The organism is Candidatus Rhodobacter oscarellae, from assembly GCF_001078595.1.
GTDB classification, from domain to species: Bacteria; Pseudomonadota; Alphaproteobacteria; order Rhodobacterales; family Rhodobacteraceae; genus Rhodobacter_B; species Rhodobacter_B oscarellae.
The window spans coordinates 508948-525785 of the sequence record NZ_LFTY01000002.1; the positions used below are offsets into that span (position 1 = coordinate 508948).

At 59.8% G+C, this 16838-nt stretch carries 17 protein-coding genes and 1 pseudogene; 11 read left to right on the forward strand and 7 right to left on the reverse strand.

The features are described from left to right. The first annotated feature begins 69 nt into the window (after nucleotides 1-69). Genes AIOL_RS07500 through AIOL_RS07505 form a run of 3 tightly spaced genes read left to right on the forward strand, consistent with a single transcriptional unit; the run spans nucleotide 70 to nucleotide 2847 of the window. Entirely contained in the window at nucleotides 70-1362 is a 1293-nt protein-coding gene (locus AIOL_RS07500) for a c-type cytochrome (RefSeq protein ID WP_049645316.1), read from the forward strand. A 4-nt stretch (nucleotides 1363-1366) separates the two neighbouring features. Further along, the gene (locus tag AIOL_RS26110; protein ID WP_268760185.1) at nucleotides 1367-1492 is read left to right on the forward strand and encodes a hypothetical protein; all 126 of its coding nucleotides are present in this window, start codon (nucleotides 1367-1369) and stop codon (nucleotides 1490-1492) included. Beyond that, complete coding sequence (locus AIOL_RS07505) at nucleotides 1489-2847, forward strand: sigma-54-dependent transcriptional regulator (protein ID WP_049642416.1); 1359 nt, start codon at nucleotides 1489-1491, stop codon at nucleotides 2845-2847. The genes AIOL_RS26110 and AIOL_RS07505 overlap by 4 nt, the downstream gene beginning before the upstream one ends. A gap of 302 nt (nucleotides 2848-3149) precedes the next feature. Here AIOL_RS07505 and AIOL_RS07510 read toward each other — a convergent pair whose 3' ends face one another. The 5 genes from AIOL_RS07510 to rpsF all read right to left on the reverse strand — a co-directional run bounded on the left by AIOL_RS07510 (nucleotide 3150) and on the right by rpsF (nucleotide 7314). Beyond that, nucleotides 3150-5096, reverse strand: a complete 1947-nt coding sequence (locus AIOL_RS07510) for a sensor histidine kinase (protein WP_049642417.1) — start codon at nucleotides 5094-5096, stop codon at nucleotides 3150-3152. A 135-nt stretch (nucleotides 5097-5231) separates the two neighbouring features. Next, on the reverse strand, nucleotides 5232-5864 hold the full coding sequence (locus AIOL_RS07515) for an alternative oxidase (RefSeq protein WP_049642418.1): 633 nt from the start codon (nucleotides 5862-5864) through the stop codon (nucleotides 5232-5234). A gap of 196 nt (nucleotides 5865-6060) precedes the next feature. Next, on the reverse strand, nucleotides 6061-6702 hold the full coding sequence (rplI, locus tag AIOL_RS07520; RefSeq protein WP_049642419.1) for a 50S ribosomal protein L9: 642 nt from the start codon (nucleotides 6700-6702) through the stop codon (nucleotides 6061-6063). Nucleotides 6703-6713: 11 nt separating this feature from the next. Further along, nucleotides 6714-6941, reverse strand: coding sequence for a 30S ribosomal protein S18 (rpsR, locus tag AIOL_RS07525; protein ID WP_013961325.1), 228 nt, complete (start codon nucleotides 6939-6941; stop codon nucleotides 6714-6716). A 19-nt stretch (nucleotides 6942-6960) separates the two neighbouring features. Beyond that, nucleotides 6961-7314 carry a 30S ribosomal protein S6 gene (rpsF, locus tag AIOL_RS07530; protein ID WP_049642420.1) on the reverse strand — a complete coding sequence of 118 codons (354 nt, stop codon included), beginning with the start codon at nucleotides 7312-7314 and terminating at the stop codon, nucleotides 6961-6963. Between the two features lie 224 nt (nucleotides 7315-7538). On the opposite strand from rpsF, the gene AIOL_RS07535 reads away from it, so the two are divergent. From AIOL_RS07535 to AIOL_RS24915, 5 genes are all read left to right on the forward strand, one after another. Then, nucleotides 7539-8186 (forward strand): hypothetical protein, encoded by a 648-nt coding sequence (locus AIOL_RS07535; protein ID WP_152912419.1) that lies wholly within the window; start codon nucleotides 7539-7541, stop codon nucleotides 8184-8186. Between the two features lie 143 nt (nucleotides 8187-8329). Beyond that, entirely contained in the window at nucleotides 8330-8905 is a 576-nt protein-coding gene (locus tag AIOL_RS07540) for a YceI family protein (RefSeq protein ID WP_049642422.1), read from the forward strand. 325 nt (nucleotides 8906-9230) lie between these two features. After that, a complete protein-coding gene (locus tag AIOL_RS24905) occupies nucleotides 9231-9440 on the forward strand; it encodes a hypothetical protein (RefSeq protein ID WP_152912420.1) in 210 nt (69 codons plus the stop codon). Further along, on the forward strand, nucleotides 9430-10074 hold the full coding sequence (locus AIOL_RS24910; RefSeq protein ID WP_152912421.1) for a hypothetical protein: 645 nt from the start codon (nucleotides 9430-9432) through the stop codon (nucleotides 10072-10074). The genes AIOL_RS24905 and AIOL_RS24910 overlap by 11 nt, the downstream gene beginning before the upstream one ends. Before the next feature lie 102 nt (nucleotides 10075-10176). After that, nucleotides 10177-10539 (forward strand): hypothetical protein, encoded by a 363-nt coding sequence (locus AIOL_RS24915; protein ID WP_152912422.1) that lies wholly within the window; start codon nucleotides 10177-10179, stop codon nucleotides 10537-10539. 805 nt (nucleotides 10540-11344) lie between these two features. On the opposite strand, the gene AIOL_RS07545 is transcribed toward AIOL_RS24915, so the two are convergent. After that, entirely contained in the window at nucleotides 11345-12514 is a 1170-nt protein-coding gene (locus AIOL_RS07545; protein ID WP_082152470.1) for a TadG family pilus assembly protein, read from the reverse strand. Then, entirely contained in the window at nucleotides 12514-12906 is a 393-nt protein-coding gene (locus tag AIOL_RS07550; RefSeq protein ID WP_160314424.1) for a TadE/TadG family type IV pilus assembly protein, read from the reverse strand. Before AIOL_RS07550 ends, AIOL_RS07545 begins: the two co-directional genes overlap by 1 nt. Before the next feature lie 456 nt (nucleotides 12907-13362). Between AIOL_RS07550 and AIOL_RS07555 the strand changes: the two are divergent. From AIOL_RS07555 to AIOL_RS07565, 3 genes and pseudogenes are all read left to right on the forward strand, one after another. After that, nucleotides 13363-14358 (forward strand): annotated as a pseudogene (locus AIOL_RS07555) (IS110 family transposase); the annotation flags it as partial. Between the two features lie 967 nt (nucleotides 14359-15325). Beyond that, nucleotides 15326-16390 carry an acyltransferase family protein gene (locus AIOL_RS07560; protein ID WP_049642425.1) on the forward strand — a complete coding sequence of 355 codons (1065 nt, stop codon included), beginning with the start codon at nucleotides 15326-15328 and terminating at the stop codon, nucleotides 16388-16390. Then, nucleotides 16374-16733, forward strand: coding sequence for a DCC1-like thiol-disulfide oxidoreductase family protein (locus AIOL_RS07565; RefSeq protein WP_049642426.1), 360 nt, complete (start codon nucleotides 16374-16376; stop codon nucleotides 16731-16733). Before AIOL_RS07560 ends, AIOL_RS07565 begins: the two co-directional genes overlap by 17 nt. Nucleotides 16734-16838 lie beyond the last annotated feature (105 nt).

The following is a 16838-nucleotide window of genomic DNA, read 5'->3' on the forward strand; positions in this document are numbered from 1 at the left end:
ATTTCCCGAACAGGTGCCAGGCTTTCCGGTGCTTTGGGGCGATGGGTCGCGATTTTGGTCGCGATCGCGATGATCTTGCCCCTGACGAGGACGCCCGTCAGGGCAGAGGAGTTCACCACCTATAAAGGCCATGGAGGCCCGATCATGGCGCTAGATGTCTCGCCGGACGGGCGGCTTGCCTCGGCCAGTTTTGACAATTCGGTGGGGCTCTGGCCGGGGCCTGTTTGGCTAGAGGGCCATGACGCTGCGGTGACCGCGTTAGATGCCTCCCAAGCACCTGCCGTCCTGTCCGGTGGCGACGACTTTCGCGTCTTGCTTTTGCACCCAGAGCTGGAAACACCGCTTGAGATCACGAAACACAAAGGCAAGATCGGCGGAATTGCCGTCGATGCCACCAGTGACCGGATTGCGTCCGCCAGTTGGGATGGATCGATTCAGCTTCATTATGTCGTCAAGTTTCTGGCGACGAACGATATGCCGGTACCGCTCGACTTCAGAACATTCGAACTTCTTGGCCATCGCTCTAACGTGACCTCGGTCGGATTCGCACCCAATGGCACGCTTTACTCCGCCTCCTCGGACGGGACGATCCGGGTTTGGGAGGGGCCAGAGACGGGCACGACCTCTCGCGTGCTGGTCAAGCACGGGTTCGGCATCAACGAGATTGTGGTCACCGAAGACTGGACCGCATATGGCGCGGTGGACGGGGCCACGCGGGTGATCGACCACGACGGGCAGCAGATCGCGGATTTCACCCTCGACAGGCGACCGATCCTGGCGATGGACTACCACGCCGACACCGGCCAGCTCGCCGTGGGCGACGGGCATGGCTATATCATGATGATCGACACGGCGGCCTGGAAGATCACGCGGGACTTCCGTGCTATGCGCAAGGGGCCGGTCTGGGCGCTGGCGTTCTCGAATGACGGGGCCATCATCCATGTGGGCGGGATCGACGACGTGATCTATGCTTGGCCGGTGGCGCTGTTGGACCAATACGACCCGGCGGGGGGCGACGCGCGCAGCTTCCTGCGCGACGCGGCGAGCATGCCCAATGGCGAGCGGCAGTTCATGCGCAAATGCTCGATCTGCCACGCGCTGGAACCAGGACCCTCGCGCAAGGCGGGCCCGACGCTGCACGCGGTGTTTGGGCGTCGCGCCGGCACGGTGCCGGGCTATCGCTACTCGGCGATCCTGGACGGGTCCGAGATTGTTTGGGACGAGACCACCATTGACGCGCTGTTCGATATCGGCCCAGATCACTACATCCCCGGCTCTAAAATGCCGATGCAGGTGATCGCAAAGCCGTCGGATCGCGCCGATCTGGTCGCGTTCCTAAAAACCGCAACGAAGGGAGACTAGAGACATGAGAGCCATGCTCGCAGGTTTTGCCGCGATCGTCTTGATCGGCGTGGCGGCGCATTTCGGGATGCAAGAGATCGGGTTCTCGTCGCAGGATCGCAGCGCGGGATCTGCGGTGCGCCTGGAATGAACAAAGCCCATAACATCACGGGCGATGAATACGGACCCGCGCTTAGCCAGGCCTCGATCCTTGTGATCGATGACGAGCCGGGCATGCGCAACTTCCTGATGAAGATTCTGGGGCCCAGGGCCAAACGGGTCGAGCAGGCGGCCTCGCCCGACGAGGCCTCGCGCCATCTTGACGAGGCCCAGTTCGATCTGGTCATCCTCGACAACATCATGCCCAAGAAGACCGGGCTGGAATGGGTGATCGAGCAGAAGCGGTTGGGCTTTTTTGCCGACACGATCCTGATCACCGCCTACGCGGATCTAGAGACGGCAATCGAGGCGCTGCGGGCCGGAGTGAGTGATTTCGTGCTCAAACCGTTTCGCGCCAATCAGATCCTGAACGCGGTGTCTCGGACCCTGGACCGGACCAATCTGCGCCGCGACAACACATTGCTGCGCCATGAATTGTCGATTGATCCGGCGCGGGGCTCGTTGATCGGAAGCTCAGAGGCCCTGGTGTCGGTGCGCGACATGCTGGGCAAGCTGGCGCCCTTGCCGACGCCTGTGCTTTTTACCGGTGCCAGCGGCAGCGGCAAGGAAGTGGCCGCGCGCATGCTGCACGCAATGTCGCCGCGCGCGGACCAGCCCTTTGTTGCGGTCAATTGCGCCGCGATTTCCGCGGACCAAATCGCGCGCGATCTGTTCGGTGTGGTCGAGGAGGGGGATCATCGCCGGTCAGGGCTGTTCCTGCTGGCGGATGGCGGCACGCTTTTGTTGGACGAGGTGGCGCAGATGCCGGACGCGTTTCAGGCGTCCCTGCTGCGGGTTCTTGAGGATCAACGCATAAGGCCAGTGGGCGGCGAGCGCGAGATCCCGTTGAATTTGCGCATGATGTTCGCGACCAATGACAATTTGCCGCGCGCGGTGGAAGAGGGGCGGTTCCGCGCTGATCTCTATCACCGGATGAATGTGGTGAATGTCGAGATGCCTCTATTGCGGGATCGCGCCGAGGATATCGTCGAACTTGCAACGCTCTTCATGCGCCAATTCGCCAAGGCGCTGGGCATGCCTGCGCTCGATTTGGATGAAGAGACCTTGCTGCGTTTGCGCCGCTATGACTGGCCGGGCAATGTGCGCGAGTTGCGCAATCTGATCGAACGCTCGGTTATTCTGGGGGCCTTCCCGCCGGAATTTGAGGGCCACGGCCGGATCACCGGCGATCAGGCTGTGGAGAATCTGGAATTGGTCACGCAGCGCCACATTATGCATGTATTGGATCGCTGTGGTGGCAACCGGGCCGAGGCCGCGCGGCGGCTGGGCGTGTCCCGCAAAACCGTTGATCGGAAGTTCGCCAGTTGGGGCGGGGGCGAAGTATAGTTATTTTTCAGGGGGTTGGGCGTGGAATTCCGAGGTTCTTAACGTTCTGTTAACCCCTGGCTTAATTCCCCCGACCACCCACCCCTATTGTTCCGCCCGGGTGGCTAAGAAACGATTAAGAAACCAAAGTTTCTTGCAGCTCCAAGCGGCCAAGTTGGGGATGTAGGCTGCGCTGCAACATGTGGGTTTATTGAGACCTTTCGGGTTTGCGCGTCTCTGCAGTGAGACGGGCTGAGATTAGCGCGCGGGTGGTTAATGGGGGTTTAATGTTTCGATAAACCCTGTGGCCTATTCCGGCGCAGCTACGCCGCCGCCGTTTCTTCGGCCTTCGCCTCGGGCAACCAAACGACGAATATGGCCCCGCCGTCCTGCCCGTTGGTCACCGAAATCAACCCGCCAGCGTTTTGGATCAGGGTCTGGCTGATGGACAGCCCCAGCCCCGTGCCCTCGCCAAGCTTGGTGGTGTAGAACGGGTCGAACACCGTCGCGAGCTTGCCCTCGGGAATGCCGGGCCCGGTGTCCTGGACCGACAGGGCCACGCCTGGCAGGCCGTCGCGCATCTCGGGGCCAACACGCAGCGACAAGACGCCGGCGTCGCCCATGGCCTGCGTGGCGTTGACGAGCAGGTTGATGACCACCTGCTGCATCTCGCCGGGATCTATGCGCACGACCGGCACCTCAGGCAGCGCGCTTCTGACCTCGATCTCCTTGCGCGAGAGCACGTGATCGACCAGCACCAGGCAATCTGCGAGCACCGCGGACATCGAGACCGTCTCGTCAAAGCCCGAATACTCGCCCGGGCGGGCGAATTGCAGCAGCTTGCCCACGATGGCCCCGATGCGCATGACCTGCCGGTCGATCAATCCCAGTTCTGTCTTCACCGGCTCCGCGGCGGGGCCCAGCTCTTCGCGGATCACGTCGACATTGCCCTGGATCACCGCCACGGGGTTGTTGATCTCATGCGCCACGCCGGCGGTGATCTCGCCGATCGAGGCGAGTTTCTCGGACATCACGAGCTGCTTGAACGTGGTCTCCAGTTTGGCGTTGGCGGCGCGCAGCTCTGCGGTGCGCTCTTCGACCCGGGCGTTCAGCTCGCGGTCGCGGTCCTGGACTTGGTCCAGCAGCTCGTCCAGATGCGCCGCCACCTGGCCGATCTCATCACGCGATCCGACCTTGCCGTTGCGGGCCGACAGGTCCCCGGCCTCGACCTTGTTCATCGTGTGCGTCATCCGCTCAAGCGGCGAGAAGATGCCCTTGGCCAGCCACAAAAACAGCGGCGCCGAGATCGCCAGCACCGCCAGGAACGCCGCCAGCATCCAGGTCACCGCGGCGCGCTTGGCCGCGGTGAAGGGCGCCTCCAGAAAGCCCACATAGAGCATGCCCACCCGCGCGCCATGGCTGTCCACCAGCGGCAGGTACCCCGAGATGTACCAGTCATTGACCACAAAGGCCCGCGCCAGCCAGGTCTGCCCCTCATCCAGCACCGCCTGCCGCACCACCGCCGAGACCCGCGTGCCAAGCGCCCGCCCGCCCTCGAACAGGCGCACATTGGTGGACACGCGCACGTCCTCAAGGAACAGGGTCGCCGTGCCCTGCCGCTCGCCCCCGGTGACCGCGTTGAGATAGACCAGCGCGTTGATCGTATCGATGAACTGCAGGTTGCGGTTCAAAAGGATGCCGCCTACGACCACCCCGTCATGGCCCTCGATGTCGATCGGGCTGGCAGAGTGCACCACCATGCCGCGGTCCTCGACGATGCGGTTTGTGGGCACGGCGTTGGGCGTGTCGATCAGGTCAAAGCGCGCCCTTGCCGACAGATCCCCGGGCAGCGCGGCCATGTCCTGCGCCGAGAAGATGTCGATCTCGGTGCTCCCGTCGCCGCCAAGCGCGCGCGCGATAACGGGCCAATGGGCGGAGCCGGTCGCGGCGGGGCGGGGGAGGTAGTACAGAAAATCAAGCTGCAGGGCCTTGCGCTGCGCGTCCAGGTACTCGGCGCGCGCGGTCTCTCCACCGTCAAGGGCGTCGGCAAAGTCGGTCGATGACGCCATCGAGCCCAGATCCGTGCCGGTGCCCTCCATGATCCGCAAGAGATACTGTTCCGCGATGCGCAGATCGCTTTCGACATTGGCGATCAGCACCTTGTCGTAATCCGCGGTCCAGCGCGACCCGCCCAGCAGCAGCAGAAGCGGCATCAAAACGATCAGCGGCAAGAGCGCCAAGATCAAAAGGCGTAAGCGAACAGATCTCATCCGCTCTCCTGTTATTCGGGCGCGGTAGAGCGTAGTCTAGCATGGTCGCGGTAAATTGGAACTCTGGCCTGGGCGGTGCTTGGGACCGGTAACGGCCGCCGGGCGGCGGCCGTTCCTGCGCAGGCGTTGCGGGGGCTAGGCGGCCAGGGCGTCCGCCATCTCGTGATTGCGGTCGCGGTGCCCGGCCTCGTCGGCGCGCACGGCGATCACGACGTCCCGCAAAGTTGCGGTCTTGGGCAGGTCCCAATACTCGATGGCGATCTCCGGCGCCGCAACGTCCGGGTGCCGCCCCGCGTCGATCTCGTTCAGGTATTGCGTGTAGCTGATCACCGCCTCCTCCTCCAGGTAGCCCACGACGCGGTGCGCGGTCTTGGGGGCGAAGAGGTAGAGGAAGAAGTAGAGGTTAAAAAAGACCGCCTGGCCGCACATGATCAGCATCCGCTCCAGCCAGGTGGGCTGGGCCACATGGATGAAGGTCATCAGGTGCATGCGCTCGTTTTCGGCCTCGTCCAGAAGCTCACGCACCCAGCCCTCGTCATCGCGGATGCGGCGCAGCGCCTTAAGGTGCTGCAGCAGCCCGCCCACCATGCCCGGCACGGCCGCCACGGTTTCCAGCACGACGGCGCGGTGCCCATAGCGTTTGGCAAAGAAGGCGTCGGCGAAGACGCGCATGAATTTCACCACGCGCAGCGCGATCCGGTCAGAGAGGTTCTGGGGGAGCGTATGCGCGTCAAGGTCAATGGCAGTGTAATCAGCGATGTGGGTCATGGGACCGTCTCCTTTCATTAAGGAGATAGTATCTCTGAGCGTGATGGGAAGGGGATGCGGCATAATGCGCATCTGAATTGCGTATTAAATCTGCGCGGTGCCCGGCCGAAGGCCGCGCCGCCCGCAATCCGCCCCCGGCCATAAAAAAAGGGACCGCCCAAAAGGCGGCCCCTTAGATCTTGGTATGCAAAGGCGCTTAGTCGTCGTCGCCGCCAACCTCGGGCTGGTCGTCGCTGTCGGAATTGCCTTCGGGGGTCGAGATCAGATCCTCGTCATCGGCGGCGGCGCTGCCGATGTCGTCGAAGAGCTCGGCGATCTCAAACTCGGCCTCTGCCTCTTCCTCGGCGGCCAGCTCCTGGATGGACTTGCCGGAGGCTTGCAGCTGGGCTTCCTCTTCAGAGCGGGCCACGTTCAGCTGAATGCCGGCCTCGACCTCGGGGTGCAGGCGCACGATCACGTCATGCAGGCCCAGCTCTTTGATCGGCGCGGTCAGGATGACCTGCTTGCGGTCAACGCTAAAGCCGCCATCAGTGGCCACCTCTGCCGCGTCACGCGGCGTGACCGAGCCGTAAAGCGAACCCGCATCCGAGGCGGAACGAATCACGATGAACTGCTGGCCGTCGATGCGACCGGCCATGTCCTCGGCCTCTTTCTTGCTCTCCAGGTTGCGCGCCTCAAGCTGCGCCTTCTGGGCCTCGAAGTTGGCGATGTTGGCCTGGGAGGCCCGCAGCGCCTTGTTCTGCGGCAGCAGGAAGTTGCGCGCGTAGCCTTCCTTGACGGAAACCACGTCGCCCATCTGGCCCAGCTTGGCCACGCGTTCGAGAAGGATAACGTCCATGGGTCTTCCTCCTATTTCACGGCGTAAGGCAGCAGGGCCAGGAAGCGGGCGCGCTTGATCGCACGGGCCAGCTCGCGCTGCTTCTTGGCCGAGACGGCGGTGATGCGCGAAGGCACGATCTTGCCGCGCTCAGAGATGTAGCGCTGCAGCAGACGGGTGTCTTTGTAGTCGATCTTCGGCGCGTTGTCGCCCGAGAAGGGGCAGACCTTGCGGCGGCGGAAAAATGGTTTGGTAGCCATATCTTAGCGCTCCCTTCTATTAGCGGCGCTCGCGGCGGTCGCCGCGTTCGTCACGTTTTTGCATCTGAATCGAGGGGCCCTCGGCATGCTCGTCGACCTTGATGGTCAGCACGCGCATCACGTCCTCATGAAGGCGCATCAGGCGCTCCATCTCTTGGATGGCGGGCGCCGGGCTGTCGGTCTTGAGGAAGGCGTAATGCCCCTTGCGGTTCTTGTTGATCTTATAGGCCATCGTCTTGACGCCCCAGTACTCGCTGTTGACGACGGTGCCGCCGTTATCCGAGAGTACGGTGCTGAAATGTTCGACGAGGCTTTCGGCTTGCGTGTTGGACAGGTCCTGACGCGCAATCATGACATGCTCATAAAGCGGCATGCGATCTCCATTTATATAAAGCGCATTTCAAAGACCCGGCGGTGTGGCCCTCCGCTGCCGGATCACGAGAGGCTGCGCCGTTGCAACGTGTCGCGAAGGGAAGCCGCCTTATACACGGGCGCGCGCGTGGCGCAAGGGTTTCGCGAAATTGCACCACGGGGGCCGCATTCGGGACATGTTCTGTGCCTATCCCAGTGGCGGTGGGTGTTTGAACGGCGACAGGCATGACAAAACTAGGCCTCCTTTGGCAGACCCTAATGAACAGCGCCAGCGGCAAGGGCGTGATCGCGGTGCGCGAGACCAACTTTGGCTACATCATCAAGTCCGAGCCCGGCGCCGATGGCAGCGTGTTGCAGGATCGTAACTGCCTGGTGGCGCTGGCCGCGCTGGGCATCGCGATCGTTGCGGTCTGGTGGGCGCCCGGGGCGTATATGCCCGTGGCGATCAATGTTGCGCTCACGCTGGTCTTGTTGGTGGCCGCGGGCCTGGCGCTTGTGACGCTGCGCCGCTCCGGCGCCGGGTCCGAGCTGCATGTCGACACCAATCGGCGCGAGATGCGCTCGGCAGCGCGCACGCCCTCGGGCGAGATCTGGATCCGCACCAGCGCGCGCTTCACGGATGTCTCCGAGCTGTTCCTAAGCAGCCCGCGCCCGCAAAGCGACCTCCGCGCCCTCAGCCTTCGCATCGTTGGCGAGGAAGAGGTCGTGCCCGTCGCGGTTGGCGACGAGGCCACGCTGCTGACGCTGCATGACCGGCTCATGCAGGACCTGCGCCCGTTGGAAGAGCGCATCGCCGGCCACCGCTTTCACGCAACGCGGCCCGAGAGCGCCGCCCAGCGCGTTTTCCCGGTCCTGGGCCCCGAGAAGGCCTAGCCAGGCGGCGCGGACGGTCCGCGCGCCCGCCCAGCTCACCAAGTGTTGAATTGCGAACAGCTCATGTGGGGCTTTGTCGGGTTGCTGCGCGGCCTGCGGCGCTACATGACATGTGCGCAACCTATTCAACTTGGAGTCATCCGATGAAGACCATCCTTTTCGCCGCCGCGGTCGCCCTCACCGCGGCGCCTGCCTTTGCGGAGGCCGAGAAATATGTGCTGGACGCCAGCCACAGCCAGATTGTGTTCAACTACAGCCACCTGGGCTACTCAACCACCTGGGGTATGTTCTCGGGCTTCGACGGCGAGATCATGTTCGACCAGGCCAACCCCGCGGCCTCCTCGGTCAGCGTGTCCTTCCCGGTGATGACCATGTTCACGGGCTGGGAGAAGCGCGACGCGCATCTCTTCTCGGCCGACTTCTTTGACGCCGCCGAGGATGAGATGGTCACCTTCGCCTCCACCGGCATCGAGGTCACCGGCGACAACACCGCCAAGATCACCGGCGATCTGACGCTGAACGGCGTGACCAAGCCGGTGGTGCTGGACGCGGTGATGAACCAGTCCGGCGACCACCCGATGGCCAAGACGCCCTGGGCCGGGTTCGACGCGACCACCACATTGGTGCGCAGCGATTTCGGCGTCGGCGCGTTCGCGCCCTTCGTCAGCGACGAGGTCCAGGTGATGATCTCGATCGAGGCCTCCAAAGCGGACGGCTAAGCGGACATCCATTCGACAGCCAGAGGCCGCCCGTTGGTTCGGGCGGCCTCTTTCGCTTCCGATTTGGTCTAAAAAGGACCCTCCGCAATGGCTGTTCTGAGCCCAACTTGTGCCTCAGATGCGGCGCAGCGAGTGGCATATCAGATTTTCCCGCGGCCTGAGCTACAACCCAAGCGGGCAAATCGTGGGCTTTACAGATCACAGGTGATCGGTAAAGCTTCTGAGCAAGCAGAGTGTCAGGATGCCCCGGTTTGGGGCGGTTTTGTGCGCGTGGATTTAACGATCAATAGAGCGGATGGGTTCAGGCTGTGGGGAATTTATGCGGGTGAACTTTCTCTATATCGGTCTTTTGTATCTTGCCTTGATGGTTGGTCTGGCCGTTGGTCTTGTTTGGGCTAGCGGACAGGAAGACCCAGAAATCCGAAGATCGGCAGTCAACGTCTTCTTGGACATGCTAAAAGTTTCATTTGGAGCATTTTCAACTCTTTTGGGCGCAGTCGTGGTCATTTTGACAGGAGTAAAGAATGATAAGTAACCTAATTCAAAGAGCTTTCTTCGCGTGCGGCTTGATGCTTTCTGCGCCTTTAGCGCACGCAGAAGGCTCTTTTAGTCAAATCGCAACTCAGTGTGCTCTTGGCTACGATATTGAGATAAGCAGAAATGCTGAATCAGAGATTCAGAGGTTGTCGGGCAGAACCGATGTTGACCTAATCGAATTTCTGTTGGTTTTTCCGGAAACTGAAAGGTCAAAAGTGGCTCTTGCATGGCTAGAATGCCTAGCACCGAAATTTCCGGATACGCCGACTGGAGGCATTAACCCAACCGGCACGATTACGGGCAACAACACCAATTTTCCTGACCTGACGAACAAGACCCTGACTATAGAAACCTTTATCGACTCAAATGGCTCTAACAAGGAATTGCACCCGTTCAGTGTAATCCGTTTTTGTAATGTCGATTTGAATTGGCCAAAGCAGTTTATGCCGGGGGGGAGGTGGCAATTTTCTCTAAGGACAGAGAATGACTCTCAAATTGTCAAATCTTACCTTGGTACGAATATTCCACCTCGACAGACGCAGGTGGGTCCAGGAAATTACTACATGATTGTTGCATCAAAAAACCCAGGCGCAGGCATTGTTCAGATGACTGTCACTACGCGTTGCAGATAGTTTAACGCTCTTTGCTGATGTGCAAACGATCTTGACCGACCGCCGCCCGATGACGGCGACCCGCACGCGGATTTGACAGTCAATAAGGGAGATTTCCTTTAGATGCGAATATTATTTTCATTGCTGATTTTAGTGTTTGGAACTCATTCAGTATCAGCAGATAGCGCAAGGTCGTTTACCGGTTTCAGGACGAATACGCTATATGGTGTTTATACTTGCGTCGAAGCAGCTAAAGCCTCCTTCGGAATTATTGGATTTCAAGCAATTGTCGATGATGACTACGTTTATGGATCCTCGAGAGACGGCTCGGTTTATGCTTCTGTTTGGTGCGTAGAGCTAGCCAACTCAAATCTTACACAAGCTATAATGACGGTTTCGATGTCCGATAGTAAAAGCGATCTAAATTTTGAATTCGCAGAGAATGTATTTGATGAACTAAACAACCAGATGCGCGGGCGTTGGTAGGAACAGCTTTTCATATTTTCCTGATCTGTGAAGTCGCCAAACACAGTATGTTCCACAGGAACAACCACAGGCTGAAGGGCGGATCAAAAGCGGCCGATGGCCAAATGGCGCTAAAGTCCGCAGAGCGGCCATCTAAGCAAGCGTAGGGTGGGCAATGTGCCCACCACCCTCAATAGCCGCACCCAAACATCTTCCAGCAAACGTAAGCCGCGTGATCTCACGGATCCCCCCGCAAATCCCCAACAAATCCCAAACCCACCGCGCGCTGCGTTAATCCACCCATTTGCCCGACCAGGTGCCATACGCAAGGCCGACACTTCGCCGACGCTTCGCCGACGCGGGTTTTCTCAACAAAGTAAGGCGTTAACCCACCGATGCGCGGCCCCACCCCCAAAACCACCGCGCGCAGGGTTAACCCCTCGGAAATGCCCGCCGCGCCGTTGGACCGGCCAGATGCTATGCCCCCCAAAAAAGGAACCTGAGGGTAGTCGTCATGGACGCTGTTCGGTCTTTGCGGGCCAGGGTCGAGCCCGATCGAGGCGCCCAAGGCCGTCGGCCTGGATTTGGCCAAGAACATTTTCTGTCTTGGCCCCCCAAAAACTGTGACCCCAGGATGGTCACAAGAGGCGGACGCGGATCGGCACGAAAGAGGCATTCAGACGAAGACGTATGGAAGCTGTTCCGTGAGATCGAGTTGAAGCTGACAGCAGGCGATGATGTGGCATCGGCGTCCCTGCTATCGTTGTCGAGCGCGAAGCGCGCTGACGCGACGAACCCGCAACGGTCGATGGGGCTGTGTCACATTTCAGTAAACCAGCGTCGTACCACTGGCAGAACCAAAAAGCGGGCGGCAGGTGGTGAAGTGTGGGTCCTGCTCAATACGGGCATCCCCGCCGGTCTCCATGTGGGCGCTGAGCGAGCGCACGTCCTGGCCAATAATCAAGTCGCCTCCAGCGATGAGGTCGACGCCTTCAACCCTCGCATCTTGCCCAAATTTGATCTGGCCGGTGGCGTAAAGGCCGAGGGCCTTGCCGTTGTTACAGTCATTTCTGTTGCGAAAGGCGCCGTCTTGACCAAAGCTGATATTGCCGCGGGTCGCGATGATAACGTCGGCGACGCGATAGTCCTGCCCGAATTTGACGTTGCCGTTGACGATATAGAGTGTGTTGGACTTTAGGTTTTTCGGCAATTTTTTCACAGTCTTAACAATGTAGCCAGGGAACCCAACGGCCTCCCATGTGTTGATGGTGGATGATATGTTTCGCGCCCGGTCGGCGTTCATGTCGCTCGAGAACAATGAGTCATTACTGATTCTCGGGTCCTGGCCGGTGGTGATGTTGGGCGGATCCGCCAGCGTGCCGATGCGGCCATCAGGATGGACAACCGGGTCCTGGCCCATGGAAATACCATTGCGGCCGTAGACGCAAACGCCGGGGCCGATGCGAACATCCTGCCCCATACGGATCTTGCCCTGGGCCTTGATGCCGACGCAGTCAGAAGAAGAGTAGGCGATGGCACGTGTCTCGATCTCCCAGTAGTTGAAACCCACAAAGCGGAGCAGGAAGGTCGCGACCTGGTTGCCGCGTGATTGGTCGCGGCGCAGCCGGACTGCTACCGCGTTAGATTGTGTGGCGCCCGGCGCAAACGTACGGTGCGAATTGTCCCAAGCACCAACGCTGATGTCGGTGGCGGAGGCTATGTTGCCATAGGCGGCCGCCGGCATATTGGCTTCGACGAAGCTCAGCGCCGCGGTCTCCGCAGCGGCGGCCGCTGGCAACTCCTGCGCCCCGGCATGGGCACCGGCGTCGGCAGCAGCCTGCATAATGGTGCGCATGCGATAGGCGTTGCCAACGTCAACCGCAAGGCCACCTACGGCCAAGAAAAGGACCAAATAAATGACGTTCTGGACGGAAACCGCGCCGTCGTCGTTGCTCAAGAACCGTCGCGGTGTATGGCGGAATGCAGAGAGGTTCATCACACACCCTCCTTGCGCATCACGTATCGGGCCTGCAGCGTCGGCGCGCGGAATATGTCAAAAGGAGATCCATTGATACCTACATTGTCGCCGGTGACGAAGACGACCACGCGGTCCGAAGCCGAACTGTCGACGTTGACGATGAAGCTTCCGGCGCCCTGCAGCAAGGATATGGCATCGGCGCTCGCCTCAGATGCGGTGCTCTTTCCGGTAACGATTGCGCGCGCAGCATCACGTGCCGCATCGTACATGCGCGCGTGTGCTGACATTGTCAGGGACACGTCGACGAAGAAAAGAATAAGCGCAAGAAAGAACGGGAGCCAAAGTACATACTCGATCGTAATGCCGCCAGCTTCGCCTTCGCTGAAGTAATTTCGTTTTGTGCGGAGCAATGCTTTGATCCTCTCTTTAATCCTCACCATCGGTGCACGAGATAAAAAGAAACCATTCACAAACGTCTATAATTTGAACAATAGGGTTCGAATGAGGCCTGAGTATGGCAGAAATCGTTCGAAACCCGGACGGGAATTGCGGAGATCTTTGTCGTGGTTCGGTCATTCGGTGCCTCGCAGCACAAGGTGTCGGCCTGAACGACTGTTTTTCAGGTTTGCGCTTGTTCATTTCGCCGCGGCGGAGAATGCAAGATGTCCACCCTTCGCGATAATTTCCGCGCAGGCCGCCTACGGTGCGTCTAGGCTCGGTTCAGTCATCTGATTAATTTGATCAGGATTTCTGGCATCGAATGGCCGCTTCGAGCCCATACCGGATGAGGTGGATGGCTCCTGCTCCACCGGCATCGAACGTGCCAAAGTGCAGTTGTCATCGACTGCTAGGAAAGGAGCCACCCAATGACAGTAAAGACCGTGGGCCTGGATTTGGCCAAGGACGTTTTTCAGGTACACTGCGTTTCAGCGACTGGTCGCAAGATCATCAACAAAAAGATCAAGCGCGCTAAGCTACTGGCGTTCTTCGAAACGTTGCCGAGATGTGTTGTCGGCATGGAAGCATGCGGTTCGGCTCATCACTGGGGTCGCGAGTTGCACAAGCTTGGTCATGATGTTCGCCTGATGCCTGCAGCATACGTCAAACCATATGTGAAGCGTGGCAAGACCGACGCGGCCGATGCAGAAGCGATCTGCGAAGCTGTGCGCCGCCCAACCATGCGTTTCGTTGAGATCAAATCGGAAGACCAGCAGGCGGTTCTTGCCATACACCGTGCCAGGGATCTGGTTGTTCGTCAGCGTACTCAGGTTGTGAACATGATCCGCAGCATCCTGCGTGAGTTTGGGCACATCCTGCCAACGGGCATTGAGGCTGTGTCCACGTTCGCCAGAGAGCATGGCACCGAAGAGCAGTTGGAAATGCCCGAGATCGCGGACGGTATTCTCGGCGTGATGTGCCATCAGCTGAACGGCCTCAATGCTCGGATCGACGGGCTGACCAAACTGCTCGAACAGCACGCATGGCTGGATGCCGATGCGCGACGACTGATGCGTATGCCAGGGATCGGGCCAATAACAGCTTCGGCCATCGTCGCCACCATTGGCGATGCAAAACAGTTTGAGACCGGACGCGATTTGGCAGCTTGGCTGGGTCTGACGCCGCTGAACAAATCCAGTGGCGGCCGAGAGCGGCTTGGACGGATCACCAAGAAAGGTAATCGCTATATCCGAAAGCTGCTGATTGTTGGGATGACATCACGGGCGCTCATGGCGAGGAACAAGCCTGAGAAGGCAGACATCTGGACAGCGAAATTACTTGACCAGAAGCCCTTCAGGCTCGCCACCGTCGCAATGGCCAACAAATCCGCCCGGGTTCGGCATTTCTCTCGAACCAATGGCGGTCAATGCCTCACTCTGGGCAATCCTGACCAAGGGAGAGGAATACCGGCAGCCGATCGCCTGATCCTGCCAAGAAATGCAAGACGTTTGATGTGATGATGCGAAACGAAGTCAACCAAGAGTAAGGACACTCCGATGAATGTCGCGGCCCTCAAAGGTCGTATTCCCGATAGGAGCCTTGCTCGCGGAACTCATCAGGGCCAGTGGCACCCGCCACGCAAACAGGCCGGACACACGACTGTACTGACAGACTATCGCAATCGCAAAAATCGCTTGCAATGCAGGAGCCATCCACACAGGACTCTCAGCTCCGCTACCGGATGCTGCGGTCGCAGCCCGCTTAGCGGCCCTTCGCTGCTCCTGCGAAGATCGAAGATGGTCGAACTCACAATGTGCGGACTTTCCCGACCTTGGATTCTCTACCTACGCTAATGCGGCATCCATTCGCGGGTGCAGCGGGCTAGTTTCTGCAGTGCATCACGATTTCCGATTGCAGACATTCATCCGGAATTAAACTGGGTAAATCCAAATCGCACTTTCGCTGCGCCTAGGATCGACAGGCAAGTCGCGGCATCTCCGGTCATTGAGCCAACCCGGCATAATTGCTGATTTCCGCGTCTCGCGAGAAGACCCAAATGGAAGATCGACATCGTGATGTCGTCCTGCCAAACTTCATTGGCCTTTGTTTTCGACGGCTCCGCGAGGAAAGCGGTTCTCTGTATGCGGCTGTGTATCATGAGGCGGTTTGCGACAACTTAACTGTGAATGGTCTGCCGTTTTGTTGGACGGCCGACCTTGTTCATGACGCTGTTGGCCTATTGGCGATCACCGAGGCCCAGGATTTTTCTTACCTTGGCCTTCCAAGAACGCACACGCCCGGCAGATCGGGATGTTCCACAATGCAGCCATATTCCTGGCTTACACAACCACCGTGACAGAGTGTAACGATACGACAATGCGCGAACCCGCTATGGTCCTGCAATTCGAGGGGTTGCGGGGTGTCGCGGCTGTTGCGGTCTTCTTCTACCACTTTCATCACGTCCCGGCGCTGGCCCCGCTCACCGAACGCTTGCCGGGGTTTTTCGGCACTGGCTGGGTCTTTGTGGACCTTTTCTTCATTCTCAGCGGCTGGGTCGTGGGGCATGTCTATCACAACCGGCTAGCCACGCGGCCCGATGCCGCATATGAGTTTTTCGTGGCCCGCGCAGCGCGACTCTATCCGCTGCTATTGACGAGTCTGCTGGCATGGTATGTGGTTATGCCCTTGCTGGGTGTCGCGGTGGATTGGACGGGACTGGGCGATTGTCTGCCGCAGCTATTGACGCTCAGTTTCACCTGGGGACCGCTGGCGTGCACCGTTCCGGTCGCGCCGGCCTGGTCGATCAGCGCCGAGGCGGCAGTCTATCTGGCCTTTCCGCTGCTGCTTTGGTCCGGGGTGACCCGAACTGCGGCGCGCGCCGCCACCCTGATCGCCCTGGGCGTCTTGGGATATGCGAGTTTGGCGGCCTTCGGCCCCGGCATTCATACCATCGACGGCATGGCACCGATACGCGCTGCATTTGGGTTTGCGATGGGGCTGGGCCTTTGGCGGCTCGGCGATATGGGGAATTTGCCGCAAGGCCGTTTTGCGGCGGGTATGCAGATAGGTTCGTTTTTCGGCATTGCGGCGCTGGTGGCGTTGGGCGGCGCACCCTTCGGCATCATTCTTCTATTCGCACTGCTTGTCTGGGCCATGGTCTGTGGCTCAGGGCCGGTCGTGAAGCTTTGCCGGACCCATCTTCTGGTCATGCTGGGTCGGCTCAGCTTCGGCATCTATCTGTGGCACTGGTTCGCGATCGTCTTGATGCAGCAGGCATCGCCCGCGCTTGGCCCAACCACTATTGCTGCCACGTCCGTAGCCCTGGTAGTGGTCTGGGCGCATGTGTCTTATACCTTGATCGAAGCGCCCGGGCGCCGGGCGATCCGCTTCGCGCTGGGGCGGCGTCCGGGTCTTTCGGCCAAAACGACAAGGGTGCCCCATGAAAATAGTCTATGACGGTGAATGCCCCTTCTGCTCACGCTACGTGGCCATGGTCCGGCTACGCGAGGCAGTGAAAGAGGTTGAGCTGGTGGACGCGCGCAGCGATCATCCCGTCGTAGCTACCGTGCGAGAGGCCGGCTATGATCTGAATGACGGCATGGCGCTGGTCGAGGATGACCGCATTATCTTTGGCGCCGATTGCATACACCGGCTGGCCTTGCTTAGCACGCCGTCGGGGGTCTTCAACCGCGCCAATGCTCTGATTTTCTCTTCGCCTCTTTTGTCCCGGGTGCTGTACCCGATCCTGCGCGCCGGCAGGAACGCGACCTTACGCATTTTGGGCCGTTCCCCGATCTAGGCGCTGGTCCGGCCTCATTGCGCTGAAATCATTATCGAAACAGAATTGTTTCCGAAATTTGCCGTAATCAGCGCGTAGCCGGGTAATTAATCAGATCTGGAGTCT

Excerpts from the sequence above, each read along its gene's own strand:
- AIOL_RS07500 (WP_049645316.1), top strand. The coding sequence starts at position 70 with ATGATCTTGCCCCTGACGAGGACGCCCGTCAGGGCAGAGGAGTTCACC.
- AIOL_RS26110 (WP_268760185.1), top strand. The coding sequence starts at position 1,367 with ATGAGAGCCATGCTCGCAGGTTTTGCCGCGATCGTCTTGATCGGCGTG.
- AIOL_RS07505 (WP_049642416.1), top strand. The coding sequence starts at position 1,489 with ATGAACAAAGCCCATAACATCACGGGCGATGAATACGGACCCGCGCTT.
- AIOL_RS07510 (WP_049642417.1), bottom strand. The coding sequence starts at position 5,096 with ATGAGATCTGTTCGCTTACGCCTTTTGATCTTGGCGCTCTTGCCGCTG.
- AIOL_RS07515 (WP_049642418.1), bottom strand. The coding sequence starts at position 5,864 with ATGACCCACATCGCTGATTACACTGCCATTGACCTTGACGCGCATACG.
- rplI (WP_049642419.1), bottom strand. The coding sequence starts at position 6,702 with ATGGACGTTATCCTTCTCGAACGCGTGGCCAAGCTGGGCCAGATGGGC.
- rpsR (WP_013961325.1), bottom strand. The coding sequence starts at position 6,941 with ATGGCTACCAAACCATTTTTCCGCCGCCGCAAGGTCTGCCCCTTCTCG.
- rpsF (WP_049642420.1), bottom strand. The coding sequence starts at position 7,314 with ATGCCGCTTTATGAGCATGTCATGATTGCGCGTCAGGACCTGTCCAAC.
- AIOL_RS07535 (WP_152912419.1), top strand. The coding sequence starts at position 7,539 with ATGACAAAACTAGGCCTCCTTTGGCAGACCCTAATGAACAGCGCCAGC.
- AIOL_RS07540 (WP_049642422.1), top strand. The coding sequence starts at position 8,330 with ATGAAGACCATCCTTTTCGCCGCCGCGGTCGCCCTCACCGCGGCGCCT.
- AIOL_RS24910 (WP_152912421.1), top strand. The coding sequence starts at position 9,430 with ATGATAAGTAACCTAATTCAAAGAGCTTTCTTCGCGTGCGGCTTGATG.
- AIOL_RS24915 (WP_152912422.1), top strand. The coding sequence starts at position 10,177 with ATGCGAATATTATTTTCATTGCTGATTTTAGTGTTTGGAACTCATTCA.
- AIOL_RS07545 (WP_082152470.1), bottom strand. The coding sequence starts at position 12,514 with ATGAACCTCTCTGCATTCCGCCATACACCGCGACGGTTCTTGAGCAAC.
- AIOL_RS07560 (WP_049642425.1), top strand. The coding sequence starts at position 15,326 with ATGGTCCTGCAATTCGAGGGGTTGCGGGGTGTCGCGGCTGTTGCGGTC.
- AIOL_RS07565 (WP_049642426.1), top strand. The coding sequence starts at position 16,374 with ATGAAAATAGTCTATGACGGTGAATGCCCCTTCTGCTCACGCTACGTG.